Raw genomic sequence first — 16398 nt, forward strand, 5'->3', positions numbered from 1 at the left:
AATCAACCATTAGGTGATTATTGTTTCCGGGGCTTTTTGATGCAACCATCACAGGTGATACTAACGCTTGCTGGCGTAATCGGCGCATTCGTGTTGATAACAACGTGGGAAAGCGACCAGAAAGAAGAAACAAGCGCGGATGGCGGCGTGTCTGCCCCCTCTGTCCGCAAGCCGTCATTGTTTGGCGGTGGGGTTACCTCTCTTACTTCTGTCAGCGGCAAGAAAGACCCGTCAAAACTAGGGTCAGCCAACCTGCGTGGGTACACCGAAAAGACCCCGCTGATGATCGCGGCCGATCTTAAATCCTATTCCATTCTGGATGCCGTCGAAGGTTATCCATCTTTGAAATCCAACAACGTGGCACACCCCGCCGCGGTCACCAAAGTCGCGCCGATTACAGACTGCCAATTCCGCAAGCCCGCCGAGGGAGAGGCAATTGCAAACGTCTTTATCGGCACCGGCAGCGGCGTTGAAACCGGGCTTCATGTTGTCACCGACAGTGGTATCGCCAAATCGACGATTTCGTGGTTTGCCGAACAACATCGCAAACGCACCGCTGCAACAACTTGGGGCAAGCACATCGCCGAAGGTGCGCTGCGTAAGGTTGATGTTGTCGTGACCGACACCTCGGCGCCCGTCTATTTGATCCTGCAATCAGTTTCGTCCCGTATTTTGTGGAACATCCTTCCCGCCGAAGGCGTCGAAATCGCCCATATCGCGGCTGTTTCCTATGCCCCAACGGCCGTCAACCCGCCGACGCCGGAAACGCCTGTCGAAATATCGAACGCGTTCTTGGATGATTGCGCCATGGGCCCGGCCCGCAAACCGGCGGACCATTGGGGTTTCATCAAGAACATGCGCAAATCCGGGACCGACCAGAATGAGGTTCTGGCAAACATCCCGGCGTGGCAATCCATCAGCTCTTACTACGATGAAGGACATTACCGCGAAGGTCGCGAAGAAGAGGTGATCCTGCGCGGTCACGCCGTGCACGAACGATATTCCAACTGGTTCGAAGAACGGTTCGGCTTCCCCGCGGCACAAGACGCAGTTGGCATTGCCAGCGTCGCGCATGTTTTGGTCGGGCCGATGCCCGCCGCGGATGCGCCAAAGGTTCCTTATCGATCTATCAGCGGTTCAACGGTGAAAATATCCGACTTCGAACACATCTATTTTGGCCCTGCGGCAGAACGCGTTGCTTCGATCGCAGAGATTCAAAACACTTTGGCCCGTCAAGCACTTGGTGAAGACCTAACCCTTGTCATCCCTGCAATCGTGGAGCGTACAGAATGAGTACTTGGATCCTTCGCCTTGGGGTGCTTTTGCTGTTTGGCCTGCCCATCTTGCTTCTTAACGTGACGGTCCTTAGCCGCGCCGACAAATTCACCCGCGCAATCAATGGTGAGAACACAGAGGAATCCTCTAACGCATTGATGGGTCTTGGGCGCAAAATTGACAGCGCTTGGGGAAATCACAAAAAGAACAAACGCGCCGATGCAATTTTCAGCGCAGAGAAATTTACTGCCCTACGGCAGGTCACCTATACGCAGACCTTCACAGTCGACGCCTTGCTTGCCGACGGTGAAGAAGCCCCTGCACCCGAATTCCACGAACTGTGGGTTCAGGCGCGCGCGCCCAAATACATGATGCAGGGCTGCGACCTGCCCCTTGCCACCTTCGCCCAATCCTGCGCGTTCAGCAGTATCGACGTTGACGAAAAGAAAGACGGTTTCTTTAAGGTGACAGCAGAGCTGGCCTATCTTCCCGCCTATCCCTTGGGTGATATCGAAGGGAAAGATGGCTTCAGCCTTGAAACCAAACACGTCAATCTGCCGATCGACCGATCCGCGACCCGCGATATCCCAATTAGTGCCGCAGACGAGGTTGAACTGGACCTGCACCATGCGATTTTGGAAGAATGCACCGCCCTGCGCGAAGAAAAAGGCACATGTGCCATTTCAAACTTCCAAGTCAGCCGTAAAGACAACGGTAACCTGACCACGATTGCGGCGTCGGGCACGTTGAAGTGGCTGAACGATCCCGCGGCGGAAGTCACCCTTACCGACCGGACGAATTACCAAGAAACCGAAGACAGCTCACGCTTCGCCAAATTCGCAGCACTAAAAGAAGCCGCGAAAAAGATGATGGGCGGGGACGACGAAGAAAAACCCGAAGCTGGCGGCGGCATCAAAATTCTAAACGGTGGTGGCGCGTTTAAGTCCGCGGGCGACGGTTCCGCCAAGTTTATGAAGCCTGAAAGCAAGTAACGATCCAAACATACCGGCCCGGTTCATCCGGGCCGGAGGCTTTTAGACCCACTTGGCCAGTGGTGGTAAGCTCATCAGCACCGCGTTGGCATCGTGGCCGGTTTCCAGCCCGAACTTCGTCCCCCGATCATAGACCAGATTATATTCGGCATAGAGCCCGCGGTGAACAAGCTGCGTGTCTTTGTCGGCGTCGCTCCATGGGGTGTTGCGGCGCTTTTCGATCAGCGGAACGTAGGCGGGCAAGAACGCGCGACCCACATCCTGAATGAATGAAAAGTCGGTTTCCCAGTCGCCGGTGTTGTGATCATCAAGAAAGATACCGCCAACGCCGCGCGCGCGGCCACGGTGCGGGACATAGAAATATTCGTCGGCCCACGCTTTGAACCGTGGGTAAAAACCTTCGTCGTGGCGGTCGCAATGCTCTTTCTGAACCGCATGAAAATGGGCCGTATCTTCGGCGTATTCGATACAAGGGTTCAGGTCAGACCCACCGCCAAACCACCACGCGTGCGGGGTCCAGAACATTCGGGTGTTCATGTGAACCGCTGGGCAATGCGGGTTCTGCATATGCGCCACCAGCGAAATGCCCGACGCCCAGAAACGCGGATCATCCGCCATTCCTGGCACACCACGTGCAGCCATCGCTTTTTGTGCGCGTTCGCCAAGCTGGCCGTAAACGGTCGAAACATTGACGCCGACCTTTTCAAAGACGCGCCCGCCGCGCATCACGCTCATCAATCCGCCGCCTGCGTCGCTACCATCTTCGGCGCTGCGTTTTGTTTCTGTCACCTCGAACCGCCCGGCGGGTTGATCGGCAAACGGGCCTTCGGTCTGGCTGTCTTCCAGCCCCTCAAACGCAGCGACGATTTCGTCGCGCAATGTGCGAAACCAAGCAGAGGCGCGTGCCTTGCGATCATCAAATTGCTCGCTCATTTCAGGGCCTTTCTATTTGCGGTCGGGCATTTCGGTATCAGCTTTGGCATATGCTTGCCAGCACGCCGATAGCGACATCAAAGCAATTTGTGTGCGGCAACTTAGCGCCTATAGTGCCCTTAACTTGAATTGGAGCCTATTCATGCGTCGTCTTGCCCTTGCTCTTCTACTGCCGTTGGCCGCTTGCGCGACCCCGCGCGAACAATGCGAACGAACCGCCAAGCACGACCTGAACGTGGTAAGCGCCCTGATCGTAGAAACCGAACAGAACATCGCGCGCGGATATGCGCTTGAAACACGGGTGATCGAACGGCCGAACCTGACTGTATGCTGGGCAGAGCGCCCCGGTGACGGCCAAGTCGGCATTTCGTTCTGTAATACGAGCGAAACACGCACCGTCGAAGAGCCCGTCGCCATCAACCTTGATGAAGAGCGCGCAAAGCTAAAAACCCTGAAGGTCAAATTCGCAGAGCTTAAGACACGAACCGCCACCGCGCTGGCAATCTGCGCGCGGCAATACCCCAACGCTTAGTGCGCGGGCGAATTCACCGGGTCCAACAGAGTGCGGCCGCCGTCCACGGTCATGATTTGACCAGTCATGAATGATGACCCCTCGGACGCCAGGAATTGCACGGCCTCGGCCACTTCGCTGGCCTTGGCGATGCGCGAAAGCGGTGTGTGATCTTTGATGTCGGCGCGATAGTCCGAATGCTCTTTCAAGGTGCTTTTCAGGCTGGCACTTAGCACAGATCCAAAGGCGACGGCGTTCACGCGAATACGTTCTGGCGCAAGCGCAACGGCCAACGAACGCGTCATCTGATCAAGCGCGGCACAGCTAACCGAATAGGCCAACAGTTCTGGATGCGCGCGGCGTGCCGCGATGGACGACAGGTTGATAATCGCGCCAACGCTGCCTTCTTCCTGACCATCGGCTTCCGCCTGTTTGATCATGCGTTTGGCCACACATTGGCTGAGCCGCAAGCTGGGGAACAGGTTTTGCTGTAGCAATTGTTCGACTGCATCGTCATCAGGGTTCAACGGGTCAGAAGGCATCATCTGGCGGCTGGCGTTGACCAAAATATCAACCCGTTCAAACGCATCCAGCGTGGCCGATAGAAGGTTGGCAATCGTCAGACGCTCTCGCAGGTCACCCGCGAAATAGCTGACGTTTTCTTCTTTTTCCGCTTCCTGCCCGATCTCATCGACCAGCCGGGTTTCATCCATATCCGCAAACATCACGTTTGCACCACGGCTGGTAAAGTGCCGCGCAATGGCCAAACCCACGCCGTTGGCAGCGCCGGTTACGATGGCCGTTTTCCCGGCGATAGAGAATGACATGGCCGAAACTCCTGATTCTACTTTGGCAGGTTAGTGGGTTTCAGCGCCCACGGCGAGCCGCCGAAATAGGCCGCTTTGCATGGAGGATTTTGAACGCTGCGTCACCGGCGACCTCTTCAACCTCTATGAACAGCTCTGCAAGGCTACGCTCATAGGGAAGATGCCGGTTTGCCACGATCCACAACTGCCCCGAGGTCGTCAGCATACGTGCCGCTGCGGCCAAGAATGCGACGCCCAAGTTGGGGTCGGCCGCGCGGCTTGTGTGAAATGGCGGGTTTGAGATGACGACATCGAATTTCGTGGCTGGCGTAAACTGCGTGGCATCCGCCCAGTGAAACTGTGCGCGTGGGTCCGTGACGTTGGACTTGGCGCATTCCAGCGCGGCATGCTCTGCCTCGATCAGGTGCAGCTCCGATATACCGGCACGATCCAACACCTGCGCCGCAAGATAGCCCCACCCGGCCCCAAGGTCGGCCACACGGCCCTTCAACTTGGGTGGTAATGCATCGGCCAACATCGCCGATCCGCGATCAACCGCATCAGCGGAAAACACACCGGGCGCTGTTTGGAACCCTTCGGGCAATTGGGTTGTCGTACTTGGCGCCAGATCCGCGAAGGCGGCGGCATCGGCAGGAAACCAGAACAGCTTGCCATGTGCCTTTGACAGCGGCGCGGCAACATCCGTGCGTTTGCGACATTCCTTTAGAAGGCTGTCGATCCCATCGGTCTTTTGCCCATCAACGATGACCAGCCCACCGGCCGCCACTTCGTTCGCGGTGGCCAGCAAGGCGCGCACTTCGGCCTTGGCGCGGGGCACAAAAATCAGCGCGGCGGCATATGGCCCCGAGGGCGCGACCGTACAGTCGAAACCACGCGCGGCCCAAACATCATAGTCCGGCTTGAACCCTTGGATGATCTGCACACGCTCTTTCGGCAGTGCCGAAAGGTCAGTGTCAGACCGTGGACGGAACACGGCGATGGTACCTTCGTCGGGAAGGTTCAGATCGTCGATAGCGATGGAAAGGCGGGAATTACGCATAGGTCAGGCGGGCGATGCCCTATTCCTTTTCCATGGTGCATTGCAGCGGGTGCTGATGACGGCGAGCAAAGTCCATGACCTGCGCCACTTTGGTTTCAGCAACCTCGTATGAAAATACCCCGACCACAGCGAGCCCCTTTTTGTGAACCGTCAACATAAGTTCGAAGGACTGTGTATGACTTAAACCGAAGAAACGTTCCAGTACGTGAACGACAAATTCCATCGGCGTGTAATCGTCATTCAGGATCATCACCTTATACAGCGGCGGACGATCGGTTTTTGGGCGCGTCTGCGTAATGACGCCAGCGTCGTCTTCGGGTTGGTCCTTTTTATCGGACATCTGATGAGGGTAGCGTCTGACCAAACTCGCGCTCCGCATGTTTCGGATGGTTGGGACTTGAGCACATCTATATATGGCACGTATCCCATCTGAAAAGGGGGCCGGCGCGATAGTGCGTTACTGTGACCCGAACATTGTCGAAGGATTGGTTAAATGTCGGTTAACGTGACCACGATAGGCTTCGATGCGGACGACACGCTGTGGCAGAACGAACAGTTTTTTCGCATGACCCAAGAACGATTCGCGGATCTGTTGTCCGCCTATGCGGATGCCGACCACCTTCAGGCGCGCCTGCTAGAGGCTGAAAAGCGCAACCTTGGGCATTACGGTTTTGGGGTTAAGGGGTTCGTGTTGTCGATGATCGAAACCGCAATCGAAGTCACCGAAGAACGCGTGCCTGCCAGCGTTATTTCCCAGCTTTTGGCGGCGGGGCAAGACATGCTTCAGCACCCGATAGAGCTGCTTCCACATGCCGCCGAAGCCGTGAAAGAGCTGGCTGAAAGCCACTGTATTTTGCTGATCACCAAGGGCGATCTGTTGGATCAGGAACGTAAATTGGCCCAGTCCGGCTTGGGCGATCTGTTTGATGGGGTCGAAATCGTTTCGAACAAAACGCCCGACATCTATAGCGACATTTTCCAACGCCACGGCGATGGTGCCGCGCGCGCGATGATGGTGGGTAACTCTTTGCGATCAGACGTTATTCCGGCGATTGACGCGGGTGCGTGGGGCGTTTTCGTGCCCCATGATCACACTTGGGAACTGGAACACGCCGAGCCCCCCAAACAAGAGCCCCGTTTCCACGAATTAACCGATTTGGGAAATTTACCGGCGCTTGTGGCCTCCCTTGGTTGACATCTGGTGGCTGGCGCCTTGCTGACCTCAATATATTGGTTGCACCTCAGCTTCACCCTTAAACACCTTGAAAATTAGCTGTTTTGCGGTTTGGAAGCTTATGTTACGCTGGCCTCAATCAAAAATAAGCTGACCGGAAAAATCCGGCGGCATGAGGCAGTAAAAGGCGATCGCCGTGCAGATCTTGGGGCAGTGTGTCCGCAAAGGGCTTTTCCACGTGTTTCTGGCGCTATTTCTAGCGTCCAGTCCAATCACCGCATTTGCCGCACCTTACGCGGCCATGGTTATCGACGCGCGCAGCGGCGAGGTTTTGCATGCTCGCAACGCCGACGCACAGCTGCACCCCGCATCGCTGACCAAGATGATGACGCTTTATGTCGCGTTCGAAGCGATTGAGCATGGCGAAATCTCGCTTGATACGATGGTGCGCATTTCGAAAAAGGCCGCTTCTGAACAGCCATCCAAGCTGGGCCTGCGGGCCGGGCAAAAGATCAAGCTGCGCTATCTTTTGCGGGCTGCGGCCGTAAAATCCGCCAACGATGCAGCCACCGCCATTGGTGAGGCCATCGAAGGCAGCGAGGCCGCGTTCGCCCGCCGCATGAACCGCACCGCCAAGGCGATGGGCATGAGCCGCACGAACTTTAAAAACGCGCACGGCCTGACAGAGGTCGGCCATATGTCGACAGCACGTGACATGACCAAGCTGGGCCGCCACGTGTTCTATGACTATCCCGAGTATTATAACCTGTTCTCACGCATCACTGCGAACGCTGGCGTGAAAGAGGTTTACCACACCAACCGAAGCTTCCTTAGAAGCTATAAGGGCGCTGACGGTATCAAAACCGGGTACACGCGCGCCGCTGGTTTTAACCTTGTCGCTTCGGCAGAGCGTGGCAACGAACGGATCATCGCAACCGTCTTTGGCGGCCGTTCCACCGCGACCCGCAACGCCAAAGTGGCCGAATTGCTTGACCTTGGCTTTCAGCGGGCACCCTCCCGTATTGCGACCCGCAAACCCAAGCGTCCCGCATATGCAGGGCGCGTCGGCGGTGGCACCGCAGTGGCCAGCAATGACCGCGTTCCAGCGGGCAAAACCATTCGCCTTGTCACCACGCTTAAGAAATCGCGCGTACCTAAAGCACGCCCCGTTCAAGCAACGCCAGAGGTTCCAGAAGAGCTGATGCTGGCGCTGAAAGACGACATCAAACAGGCCGTGGCCGAAGCCGCGACACAGGAAGTCGCCGTTGCGCCACAGAAGAAGCCCGAGGTCGTGACCAAGGCAAGCGCGCCGGTCATAACCGTTCAGCCCAAAGCACGCCCAAGCGATCTGCAGCTTGCGTCTATCGAACCCGAGCAGCAAGAGGTGGTGACACGCGTCTCTACCTCAAGCGGGCGGCATTGGGGGATCAACGTGGGCCGCTATGGTTCGCGTTACGAAGCGGAACGTGTGTTGCTGAAAACCGCCCTGAAAGAGCTGGGAACGCTGGACAATGCCCTGCGCAAAGTCAGCAAAAACAGCCGAGGATTTGACGCCAATTTCGTTGGAATGTCGAAAGAACAAGCCGCCCTTGCCTGCCGTAGGTTGGAATCGCGCGGCGCGGAATGTTCCACCTTCGGGCCATCCTGATCCTGACGCGCCTATGGTTTAGGCGCGTCATCCCAATCATCGTTCAGAATGCGGCGGCTATCCCCTTCGGGGTCTTCGAATTGCCGCGAGCGCAGCGCCCAAAAGAACGCCACAAGCCCTAGACCGCCCAGAAAGAGCGAGATCGGGATCAGATAAACCAGCATTTCCATGTGTTCGTTACCTTAGCCGCAGCGCATTCAGCGAAACCGTAATCGACGAAGCCGACATCGCCAAGGCCGCTGCAAGCGGTGTGGCAAAGCCCGCCAAGGCAATCGGCACAGCGATCAGGTTATAAAGCCCGGCGATGGTGAAATTTTCCTTGATCCGCTGGGTCGCTTTACCGGCCGTGATGGCCGCATCGCCCAAGGGCGACAGGTCTTTCCCCAACAGCACGATATCCGACGCGACCCGCGCCGCGTCCAACGCCGTTGCGGGCGAAACCGAAACATGCGCACCGGCCAACGCCGCCGCATCGTTCAGCCCGTCGCCAACCATCAGCACCTTCTGCCCCGCATCGCTTAACGCCTGAACACGGGCAACTTTGTCTTCGGGCAACGCTTCGGCCACCCACGCGTCAATACCCAGCCGCGCGGCGAGTTCCGCCACCGGGGCCGTCGCATCGCCGGAAATCAGGTGCACCGCTTTGCCTTGCGCTTTGAACGCGCGCACGGCTTCTTCTGCGCCGGGGCGCAGGCTGTCGGCAAATGTAAACTCTATCGGTTCGCCGTCACCGATCCGCAGCCACGCCGCCGTTGATGTACCCGCCGTTGCGCCCACCCAAGCGGCACGGCCAAAACGAACGGGTATTTGGCCCCATGTTCCTTCGATGCCGTATCCCGGCACCTCTTTCACATCGCCAAGGCGTGCGGGCGCGATGCCTGCTTTGCGCGCGGCATCGGTTAGGGCAACCGCCAACGGATGCGCCGATTGGCTGGCCAACGCCAAGGCAACCTCAAGCTCGCGCCGGGGGTGATCGCCCAAATTGGATGCCTCGGGTGTGCCCATCGTAAGGGTGCCAGTTTTGTCGAAGACCACGGTGTCCACCTCGGCCAAGCGTTCCAGCGCGGTGCCGTCTTTGATAAGCATCCCACGTTTAAACAACCGCCCAGACGCCGCCGTGGTCACCGCAGGAACGGCAAGGCCCAGCGCGCAGGGGCACGTGATGATCAGCACTGCAACCGCGATGTTCAGCGCAAGCCGCACGTCGCCCGACGCAACCACCCAGCCAACGAACGCAAACAGCGCCAGCAGATGCACACCCGGCGCATAAATCTGCGCCGCACGATCCGCGAGCGATGTGTAACGGTTGCGCGAACTTTCAGCCACAGCGACCAGATCAGCCATACGGTGAAGCGAGCTTTCCTCGCCCGCCGCGGTGACGCGAACGGTCAGGGGGCCGGTCAGGTTAACCTCGCCCGCGCTAACGATGCTGTCTTTGCCCGCAAAAACCGGAAGGCTTTCGCCGGTTAGAAGGGAACGATCAACCTCGCTTTGTCCATCGGTGATGATGCCATCCACGGGCACCCGACCACCGGGTTTAACGCGTACGATGTCGCCCACGGCCAGTTCGGCAATCGCAACGGTTTCTTCGCCGGTTGGCGTCAGGCGCAAGGCGCGCGGCACCTCTAACGCGGCCAATTCTTCGGCGGCGGATCGGGCAACGGCGCGTGTGCGGTGGTCAAGGTAGCGGCCCGCCAACAGGAAGAACGTCAGCGACAGGGCCGCATCGAAATAGGCGTGCCGGCCCGACAGCATAGTTTCATAAAGGGACATCCCCGCCGCCAACAGAATGGCCAGCGAAATTGGAACGTCCATATTCAGCCGACGCGCCGAAAGCGCCGTCCACGCGTTGCGAAAAAACGGCTGCGCGGAAAACGCGATGGTCGGAAGGGCAATCGCGGCCGAAATCCAGTGGAACATATCCCGCGTCGCATCCGCGGCACCCGACCAAATGGCGACCGACAGCAGCATAACGTTCATCATCGCGAAACCGGCAACGGCCATGCGCATAAGAATGTCGCGCCCTGCCCTATCGGTCGCGGTGGCCGAAAGAATGCCCGCGTCAAGTTCGTGCGCCTCGTACCCCAAACGGTCCAGCACATCGACCAAGTCTTCGGCAGAAACGTCATGCTCTGCCTCAACGCTAACGCGTTTTAGGGTCAGGTTCACGCGGGCCGACCGGACGCCGGGCGCCGCGTTCAAGCCACGTTCCACCGCCGAAATACATCCCGCGCAGTGAATTGTGGGAAGGGACAGAAGGATGCGCGTATCGCTTGGTGCATCTGCCTTGCCGACGGCTTCGGCAGCGGGGGCAATGGCGCAGGCGGGACAGGCCGACGGGCGTTGGGCCAGTGTTGTCATCGCGTCAGCCCCGGACATGCAGTTCTAGCCGTTGCAGGAACGGTGTTCCATCCTCGGCTGTGGCCTGCACAAGCATCATCCACTTGCCCCGATCCAGTTGCAGCGGAGCAGAATATTCGCCCGCGTAACCGGTGAATTCGGGGCGGATGTCATCGCGGGCTTCGGTCGTGCGCCCGATCAGAACGCTGAATTCTTTTGGCGCAACGGCACCGCCTTGCGCCTCGGCGAAGCTTAGGGAAAGCGTACCGTCGTTATACGCGCCATCCACGGTCCACCCCAATTCCAGCTGCGCCTTGCGGCGGGCGTCGAATTCTTGGCTGGCCACGTACGAATTCTTTACCTCTAGCCCCGGAAAGGTGCCCACGGCCTTGAACGCCATAAAGAAGTTCACCGCGATGATAATGGAAAACGCGGAAACCGTGATGAACAGCACCTTGCGCCCTGTCAGTTCTTTTTGGGCCATGATCAGTTTCCTTTTCCATTGAATACAGTTTCGGCAGAAGCGCGATCACCGTTGCTTGTGTCTTCGACCCAGATGCGTACCTCGGTCCGTTCGTCCAGCGCCGGGGCAGAGCCGTTGGGCGCAATCACATAAACCCGCTGAAGCTTGGAGGTATCGGCAGGCACATCCACCACCTGATAGGGCGTCCCTTCAACCTGCACCCGCAGGGCTGGATCACCGCTGACCGTAATGCGGAACGGGCGCACCTCCCCATGCTTGTTGCGCAGCCGCACGTCATAGGTGTTGCGGATCGACCCGTCGGACATGGTCACATAGATCGGGTTACGCACAGGCGACACCGTCAGGTCCAGATCCGGGCGAATGAACAATGCCACGACAAGCGCGATGCCAACCGCCGACCACAGGGTCGTGTAAAGGATCGTCCGCGTTCTGAAGATATGTTTCCAGACCGACTTGGGCGGGTTGCCGGCACGTTCGCGCGGCTCGTCCGTCAGGGCCATATAATCAATCAACCCGCGCGGCTTGCCGATTTTTGCCATCACGTCATCACAGGCATCAATGCAAAGTGCGCAGGTGATACAGGCCAGCTGTTGCCCATCACGAATGTCGATGCCCATTGGGCAGACGTTGACGCAAGCGTTACAGTCGATGCAATCGCCCAGCTTGTCGGCGCCTTCGGCCTTACGGTGTTTACCGCGCGGTTCGCCCCGCCAATCGCGATAGGCAACTGTGATGGTGTCTTCGTCCATCATCGCGGCCTGAATGCGCGGCCAAGGGCACATGTAAATGCAGACCTGTTCGCGCATGAAGCCGCCGAACACAAAGGTCGTGGCGGCCAGAACCGCAATTGTCGTATAGGCGACGGGATGCGCGGTGAAGGTTACCAAATCTTTCAGAAGCGTCGGCGCATCGGTGAAATAAAAGACCCACGCCCCACCTGTCGCCAGCGCGATCATCAGCCACAGAACCCACTTGGTAACCCGCAACCGAACCTTGCGGGCATCCCATTTTGCGTTCCACAGCTTGACGCGCTTGTTTCTGTCGCCTTCGACCCATCGTTCGACAAGAATGAACAAGTCCGTCCAGACAGTTTGCGGGCAGGTGTACCCGCACCAAACCCGCCCAAGGGCGGATGTGAACAGGAACAACCCAAGCCCCGCCATAATCAAAAGCCCCGCGACGAAATAGAATTCGTGGGGCCAGATTTCGATCCAGAACATAAAGAAACGGCGGTTCGCCAGATCGACCAGCACAGCCTGATCGGGCAAGTTTGGGCCGCGGTCCCAGCGTATCCATGGGGTCAGGTAATACACACCCAACGTAAGGGCCATGATCCACCATTTCAGATTGCGAAACGGGCCGCTGACGCGGCGGGGAAAGATGGGTTCCCTGGCCGAATAAAGACGTTGGGGTGTTTGATCTGTTGAGCTCACGGAATCACTCTGTGTTCGTTGCTAGCGTTAGGCGTTTCTCGCACCGAACACCGCGCGCCATCTTTGACGTGGATCAAACCTATACCGAAAATGCAGAATTATCGGGCGACGCCCAAAATGAGAAACCGAGGACCACCACCCAGCGAATTGGTGGCGGAACCTCGGTTCCTTGAAATGCGCCAGTCCCCAGGAAACGCGCGAACAGGACGGGGGCCGGCGCATTCAACCAAGGGCGCGAACGCCCCCGGAAGCCGTGTTATTCGCCACCGCCAAGCTGGTGGACATAGGTGGAAACAGCGCGAATTTCCGCTTCGCTTAACCGGGTGTTCCAGTTCGGCATCACGCCAAAGCGGGCGTTTTCAACGGTATAGGTGATTGCCTCGTCGCTGCCGCCATAAAGCCAGATGGCGTCGGTCAGGTTCGGCGCGCCCTGAAAGCGGTCGCCGGTGCCTTCGTCCATATGGCAGGCCGCGCAATTGTCCAGGTACACAGTCTCTCCAGATGTCGCCAGAGCAGCGTCATGGTCTTGGTTTGAAAGCTTTCGGACATATTGCACGACCTGGGCGATCTCCTCCTCCTCGAGGATTTCGCCAAACGCAGGCATTTCGGAATAACGGGCGTCTTCGTCTTGCTCGTTCCGAATGCCGTGACTGATCGTCAGGTGGATATCTTCGATCGCGCCACCCCACAGCCAGTCATCATCCAACAAGTTCGGATACCCCGAGGCCTGAACCCCGGCCGCGCCCGAACCGTGGCACTGTGCGCACCACGTTTGAAAAACCGCCGCACCCGCGTTCACCGAATAGTTCATCATGTCAGGATCGGCGGAAATCTCGGTCAGCTCGGCCTGAACCAGCTTGGCCTCAATCGGGGCGTTCATGTCGTCAAACCGCTGAATTTCTGCGGCGACGTTGGCGCGGGTGGAATAGCCCAGCAAACCCGGTGTGGCCTGTTTGACCAGCGGCCAAGCCGGATACGCAACCATATACAAAAGCGCGTAAACGATGCAGGCATAGAAGGAATAAAGCCACCAACGCGGAAGCGGGTTGTTGTATTCCTGAATACCGTCCCAAGAATGGCCGGTGGTTTCCACCTCATCAGGTTGTTTTTTGTCGGTGCTCATGTCCGCGCCTCCTTGATATGCGCGTCGTCCGCGTCACTGGCGGGTTTATCTTCGTGCTGGAAAGGGATGTTGGCGCTTTCTTTGTGCCCCGGCGTGCTGCCTGGGCGGAACACCCAGACAACCACGCCCACAAAGAACAGTGTCAGAAACAACAGCGCCCAGCTGTCAGCGAATTGGCGGGTGATCGAATACATATCCATGATTGCCCCCTACCGGTTCGCGACAGGTTCGAAGGTCGAGAAATCAACCAAAGTACCCAGCATTTGCAGATAAGCGATCAGCGCATCCATTTCCGAAATGCCCGGCGCGCCGTCAAAGTTGCGCACCTGCGCATTGGGGTAACGTTCCAACAACCCGTCGGTGTCGCCGAACGGATCAATCTGAACCGTGAAATCGGCCTGCGCGTTTTCCAACATCTCGTCGGTGTAAGGAACACCAACCATGCGGTTCACGCGCATGTTGTCTTCGATGTATTCGCCGTCGATCATCTTACGCTCTAGGAACGCGTATTTAGGCATGACGGATTCAGGCACAACCGACTGCGGATCCCGCATGTGGTCGACGTGCCATTCATCCGAATAGCGCCCACCGACCCGCGCCAGATCCGGCCCCGTTCGTTTGGAACCCCACTGGAACGGATGGTCATACATCGATTCAGCCGCAAGCGAGTAGTGTCCGTAACGCTCCACCTCGTCCCGCATTGGGCGGATCATCTGGCTGTGGCAGACATAGCACCCTTCGCGGATATAGATGTCGCGCCCGGTCAGTTCTAACGGGGAATATGGGCGCACGCCGTCCACCTCTTCGATGGTATTTTCGAGGTAGAAAAGCGGTGCGATTTCCACGATCCCGCCGATGGTCACAACCAAGAAGCTGAACACCAAAAGCAGCGATGCGTTCTTCTCGATGACTTTATGTTTGTCGAGGATAGCCATTGTTGCTGCCTCCCTTATTCAGCGGGAGCCGCAACCGGGGCTTCGGCAGCAGCCGAAACCGAGGTGACGGTTTTCCACAGGTTGTAACACATGATGACCGCGCCAGCGACGTAGAGCACACCGCCCAAGCCGCGTACGACATACATCGGGAACTTGGCCGCAACGGTGTCAGCGAACGAATTGACAAGGAAACCCTGCGCATCGACTTCGCGCCACATCAGGCCTTCCATGATGCCCGACACCCACATGGCCGACGCGTACAGAACGATGCCGATCGTCGCCAACCAGAAATGCCAGCTAACCATGCTTAGGCTGTACAGGCGTTCACGGTTCCACAGTTTTGGCACAAGGAAGTAAAGCGCGCCGAATGTGATCATGCCGTTCCAGCCAAGCGCGCCGGAATGCACGTGACCGATCGTCCAGTCGGTATAGTGGCTAAGGCTGTTCACCGCTTTGATGGACATCATCGGCCCTTCGAACGTGGACATGCCGTAGAAGCCGACAGACACAACCATCATGCGGATGATCGGATCAGTGCGCAGCTTGTCCCACGCGCCCGAAAGCGTCATCAGGCCGTTGATCATCCCGCCCCAAGACGGCATCCACAACATGATCGAGAACACCATGCCAAGCGTCGAGGCCCAGTCAGGCAGCGCCGTGTAATGCAGGTGGTGCGGACCAGCCCAGATATAAAGGAAGATCAGCGCCCAGAAGTGGATGATCGAAAGCTTATAGCTGTAAACCGGGCGTTCGGCCTGTTTCGGCACGAAGTAATACATCATGCCCAAGAAGCCCGCTGTCAGGAAAAAGCCCACGGCGTTGTGGCCATACCACCACTGCGTCATGGCATCCTGCACACCGGCGAAAACCTGAACAGATTTGGACCCAAAGATCGAAACAGGGATGCTGAGGTTGTTCACCACATGCAGCATCGCCACGGTCACGATGAACGACAGATAGAACCAGTTGGCCACATAGATGTGCTTTTCCTTACGGTTCAGGATCGTACCCATGAACACCGCCAGATAAGCCAGCCAAACGACTGTCAGCCACCAATCAACATACCATTCAGGTTCGGCGTATTCCTTGGACTGGGTCGCGCCCAGCAAATAGCCAGTTGCCGCCAGAACGATGAACAACTGAAAACCCCAGAACACGAACCAAGCGGTATTACCGCCCCACAGCCGTGCCGCTGATGTCCGTTGAACCACATAAAAGGATGTACAAATCAATGCGTTGCCGCCAAAGGCGAAAATCACCGCCGATGTATGCAGCGGGCGCAAGCGGCCAAAGTTAGCGTAACCTTCTGCCCACTCAAAATTGAGCGACGGAAAGGCAAGCTGAAACGCGATGAACGTTCCCACCGCAAAACCAACAACGCCCCAAAAGCAGGTTGCGATAACCCCTGCCCGAACAACACCGTCCATATACCCGGTTTCGGGTGCAGGTTTTTCATCACCAGCGGTGCGAACCATCCACAAGAACATGCCACCTGCCACAAGCATAATGGTCAGCGCGTTCACCAGATAGGCCACATCGCGGGCATAGTTGGCTGCAATCGCGGCAAACAACGCGATCAGGCCAAGTATGGCTAACTTAAAATAGTCCCACATCGTGCGTCCCTTCGTCTTTCCCGTCCCGATTCGTGGGCGGACGGGTCTATTTTTGACGATTGGGATATCGC

At 57.7% G+C, this 16398-nt stretch carries 17 protein-coding genes; 5 read left to right on the forward strand and 12 right to left on the reverse strand.

What is annotated here, in order from left to right; genetic code table 11:
- Nucleotides 1–39: 39 nt before the first annotated feature.
- Together COL8621_RS13275 and COL8621_RS13280 are read left to right on the forward strand one after the other, a co-directional pair.
- Entirely contained in the window at nt 40–1293 is a 1254-nt protein-coding gene (locus tag COL8621_RS13275; RefSeq protein WP_093967807.1) for a hypothetical protein, read from the forward strand.
- Nucleotides 1290–2267: a hypothetical protein gene (locus COL8621_RS13280; RefSeq protein ID WP_093967808.1), complete on the forward strand. Its 978-nt coding sequence runs from the start codon at nt 1290–1292 to the stop codon at nt 2265–2267. The genes COL8621_RS13275 and COL8621_RS13280 overlap by 4 nt, the downstream gene beginning before the upstream one ends.
- Before the next feature lie 42 nt (nt 2268–2309).
- Here the strand turns inward: COL8621_RS13280 and hemF are convergent, their stop codons facing one another.
- Nucleotides 2310–3200, reverse strand: coding sequence for an oxygen-dependent coproporphyrinogen oxidase (gene hemF, locus COL8621_RS13285; RefSeq protein ID WP_093967809.1), 891 nt, complete (start codon nt 3198–3200; stop codon nt 2310–2312).
- Nucleotides 3201–3342: 142 nt separating this feature from the next.
- On the opposite strand from hemF, the gene COL8621_RS13290 reads away from it, so the two are divergent.
- The gene (locus COL8621_RS13290) at nt 3343–3732 is read left to right on the forward strand and encodes a hypothetical protein (RefSeq protein ID WP_093967810.1); all 390 of its coding nucleotides are present in this window, start codon (nt 3343–3345) and stop codon (nt 3730–3732) included.
- On the opposite strand, the gene COL8621_RS13295 is transcribed toward COL8621_RS13290, so the two are convergent.
- The 3 genes from COL8621_RS13295 to clpS are packed head-to-tail and all read right to left on the reverse strand — an operon-like array spanning nt 3729 to nt 5917.
- The gene (locus COL8621_RS13295; RefSeq protein ID WP_093967811.1) at nt 3729–4538 is read right to left on the reverse strand and encodes an SDR family NAD(P)-dependent oxidoreductase; all 810 of its coding nucleotides are present in this window, start codon (nt 4536–4538) and stop codon (nt 3729–3731) included. The genes COL8621_RS13290 and COL8621_RS13295 overlap by 4 nt on opposite strands.
- Before the next feature lie 40 nt (nt 4539–4578).
- Nucleotides 4579–5577: a class I SAM-dependent methyltransferase gene (locus tag COL8621_RS13300; RefSeq protein WP_093967812.1), complete on the reverse strand. Its 999-nt coding sequence runs from the start codon at nt 5575–5577 to the stop codon at nt 4579–4581.
- A 19-nt stretch (nt 5578–5596) separates the two neighbouring features.
- Nucleotides 5597–5917: an ATP-dependent Clp protease adapter ClpS gene (gene clpS, locus COL8621_RS13305; protein ID WP_093967813.1), complete on the reverse strand. Its 321-nt coding sequence runs from the start codon at nt 5915–5917 to the stop codon at nt 5597–5599.
- Between the two features lie 153 nt (nt 5918–6070).
- On the opposite strand from clpS, the gene COL8621_RS13310 reads away from it, so the two are divergent.
- Both COL8621_RS13310 and COL8621_RS13315 read left to right on the forward strand, forming a co-directional pair.
- Nucleotides 6071–6772: an HAD family hydrolase gene (locus tag COL8621_RS13310; protein WP_093967814.1), complete on the forward strand. Its 702-nt coding sequence runs from the start codon at nt 6071–6073 to the stop codon at nt 6770–6772.
- Nucleotides 6773–6947: 175 nt separating this feature from the next.
- A complete protein-coding gene (locus COL8621_RS13315) occupies nt 6948–8399 on the forward strand; it encodes a D-alanyl-D-alanine carboxypeptidase family protein (protein WP_370804623.1) in 1452 nt (483 codons plus the stop codon).
- Nucleotides 8400–8410: 11 nt separating this feature from the next.
- Here the strand turns inward: COL8621_RS13315 and ccoS are convergent, their stop codons facing one another.
- From ccoS to ccoN, 8 genes are all read right to left on the reverse strand, one after another.
- Nucleotides 8411–8569, reverse strand: a complete 159-nt coding sequence (gene ccoS, locus COL8621_RS13320) for a cbb3-type cytochrome oxidase assembly protein CcoS (protein ID WP_093967816.1) — start codon at nt 8567–8569, stop codon at nt 8411–8413.
- A gap of 7 nt (nt 8570–8576) precedes the next feature.
- On the reverse strand, nt 8577–10760 hold the full coding sequence (locus COL8621_RS13325) for a heavy metal translocating P-type ATPase (protein ID WP_093968584.1): 2184 nt from the start codon (nt 10758–10760) through the stop codon (nt 8577–8579).
- 4 nt (nt 10761–10764) lie between these two features.
- On the reverse strand, nt 10765–11223 hold the full coding sequence (locus tag COL8621_RS13330; RefSeq protein ID WP_093967817.1) for a FixH family protein: 459 nt from the start codon (nt 11221–11223) through the stop codon (nt 10765–10767).
- Nucleotides 11224–11225: 2 nt separating this feature from the next.
- On the reverse strand, nt 11226–12656 hold the full coding sequence (gene ccoG / locus COL8621_RS13335) for a cytochrome c oxidase accessory protein CcoG (protein ID WP_093967818.1): 1431 nt from the start codon (nt 12654–12656) through the stop codon (nt 11226–11228).
- Nucleotides 12657–12912: 256 nt separating this feature from the next.
- A complete protein-coding gene (ccoP, locus tag COL8621_RS13340; RefSeq protein WP_093967819.1) occupies nt 12913–13779 on the reverse strand; it encodes a cytochrome-c oxidase, cbb3-type subunit III in 867 nt (288 codons plus the stop codon).
- Entirely contained in the window at nt 13776–13979 is a 204-nt protein-coding gene (locus COL8621_RS13345) for a cbb3-type cytochrome c oxidase subunit 3 (RefSeq protein WP_093967820.1), read from the reverse strand. Before COL8621_RS13345 ends, ccoP begins: the two co-directional genes overlap by 4 nt.
- A 9-nt stretch (nt 13980–13988) precedes the next feature.
- A complete protein-coding gene (gene ccoO / locus COL8621_RS13350; protein WP_093967821.1) occupies nt 13989–14714 on the reverse strand; it encodes a cytochrome-c oxidase, cbb3-type subunit II in 726 nt (241 codons plus the stop codon).
- A gap of 14 nt (nt 14715–14728) precedes the next feature.
- Nucleotides 14729–16327, reverse strand: a complete 1599-nt coding sequence (gene ccoN / locus COL8621_RS13355; protein ID WP_093967822.1) for a cytochrome-c oxidase, cbb3-type subunit I — start codon at nt 16325–16327, stop codon at nt 14729–14731.
- Nucleotides 16328–16398 lie beyond the last annotated feature (71 nt).

The sequence above is a fragment of the Actibacterium lipolyticum genome (assembly GCF_900184935.1).
Taxonomy (GTDB): domain Bacteria; phylum Pseudomonadota; class Alphaproteobacteria; order Rhodobacterales; family Rhodobacteraceae; genus Actibacterium_A; species Actibacterium_A lipolyticum.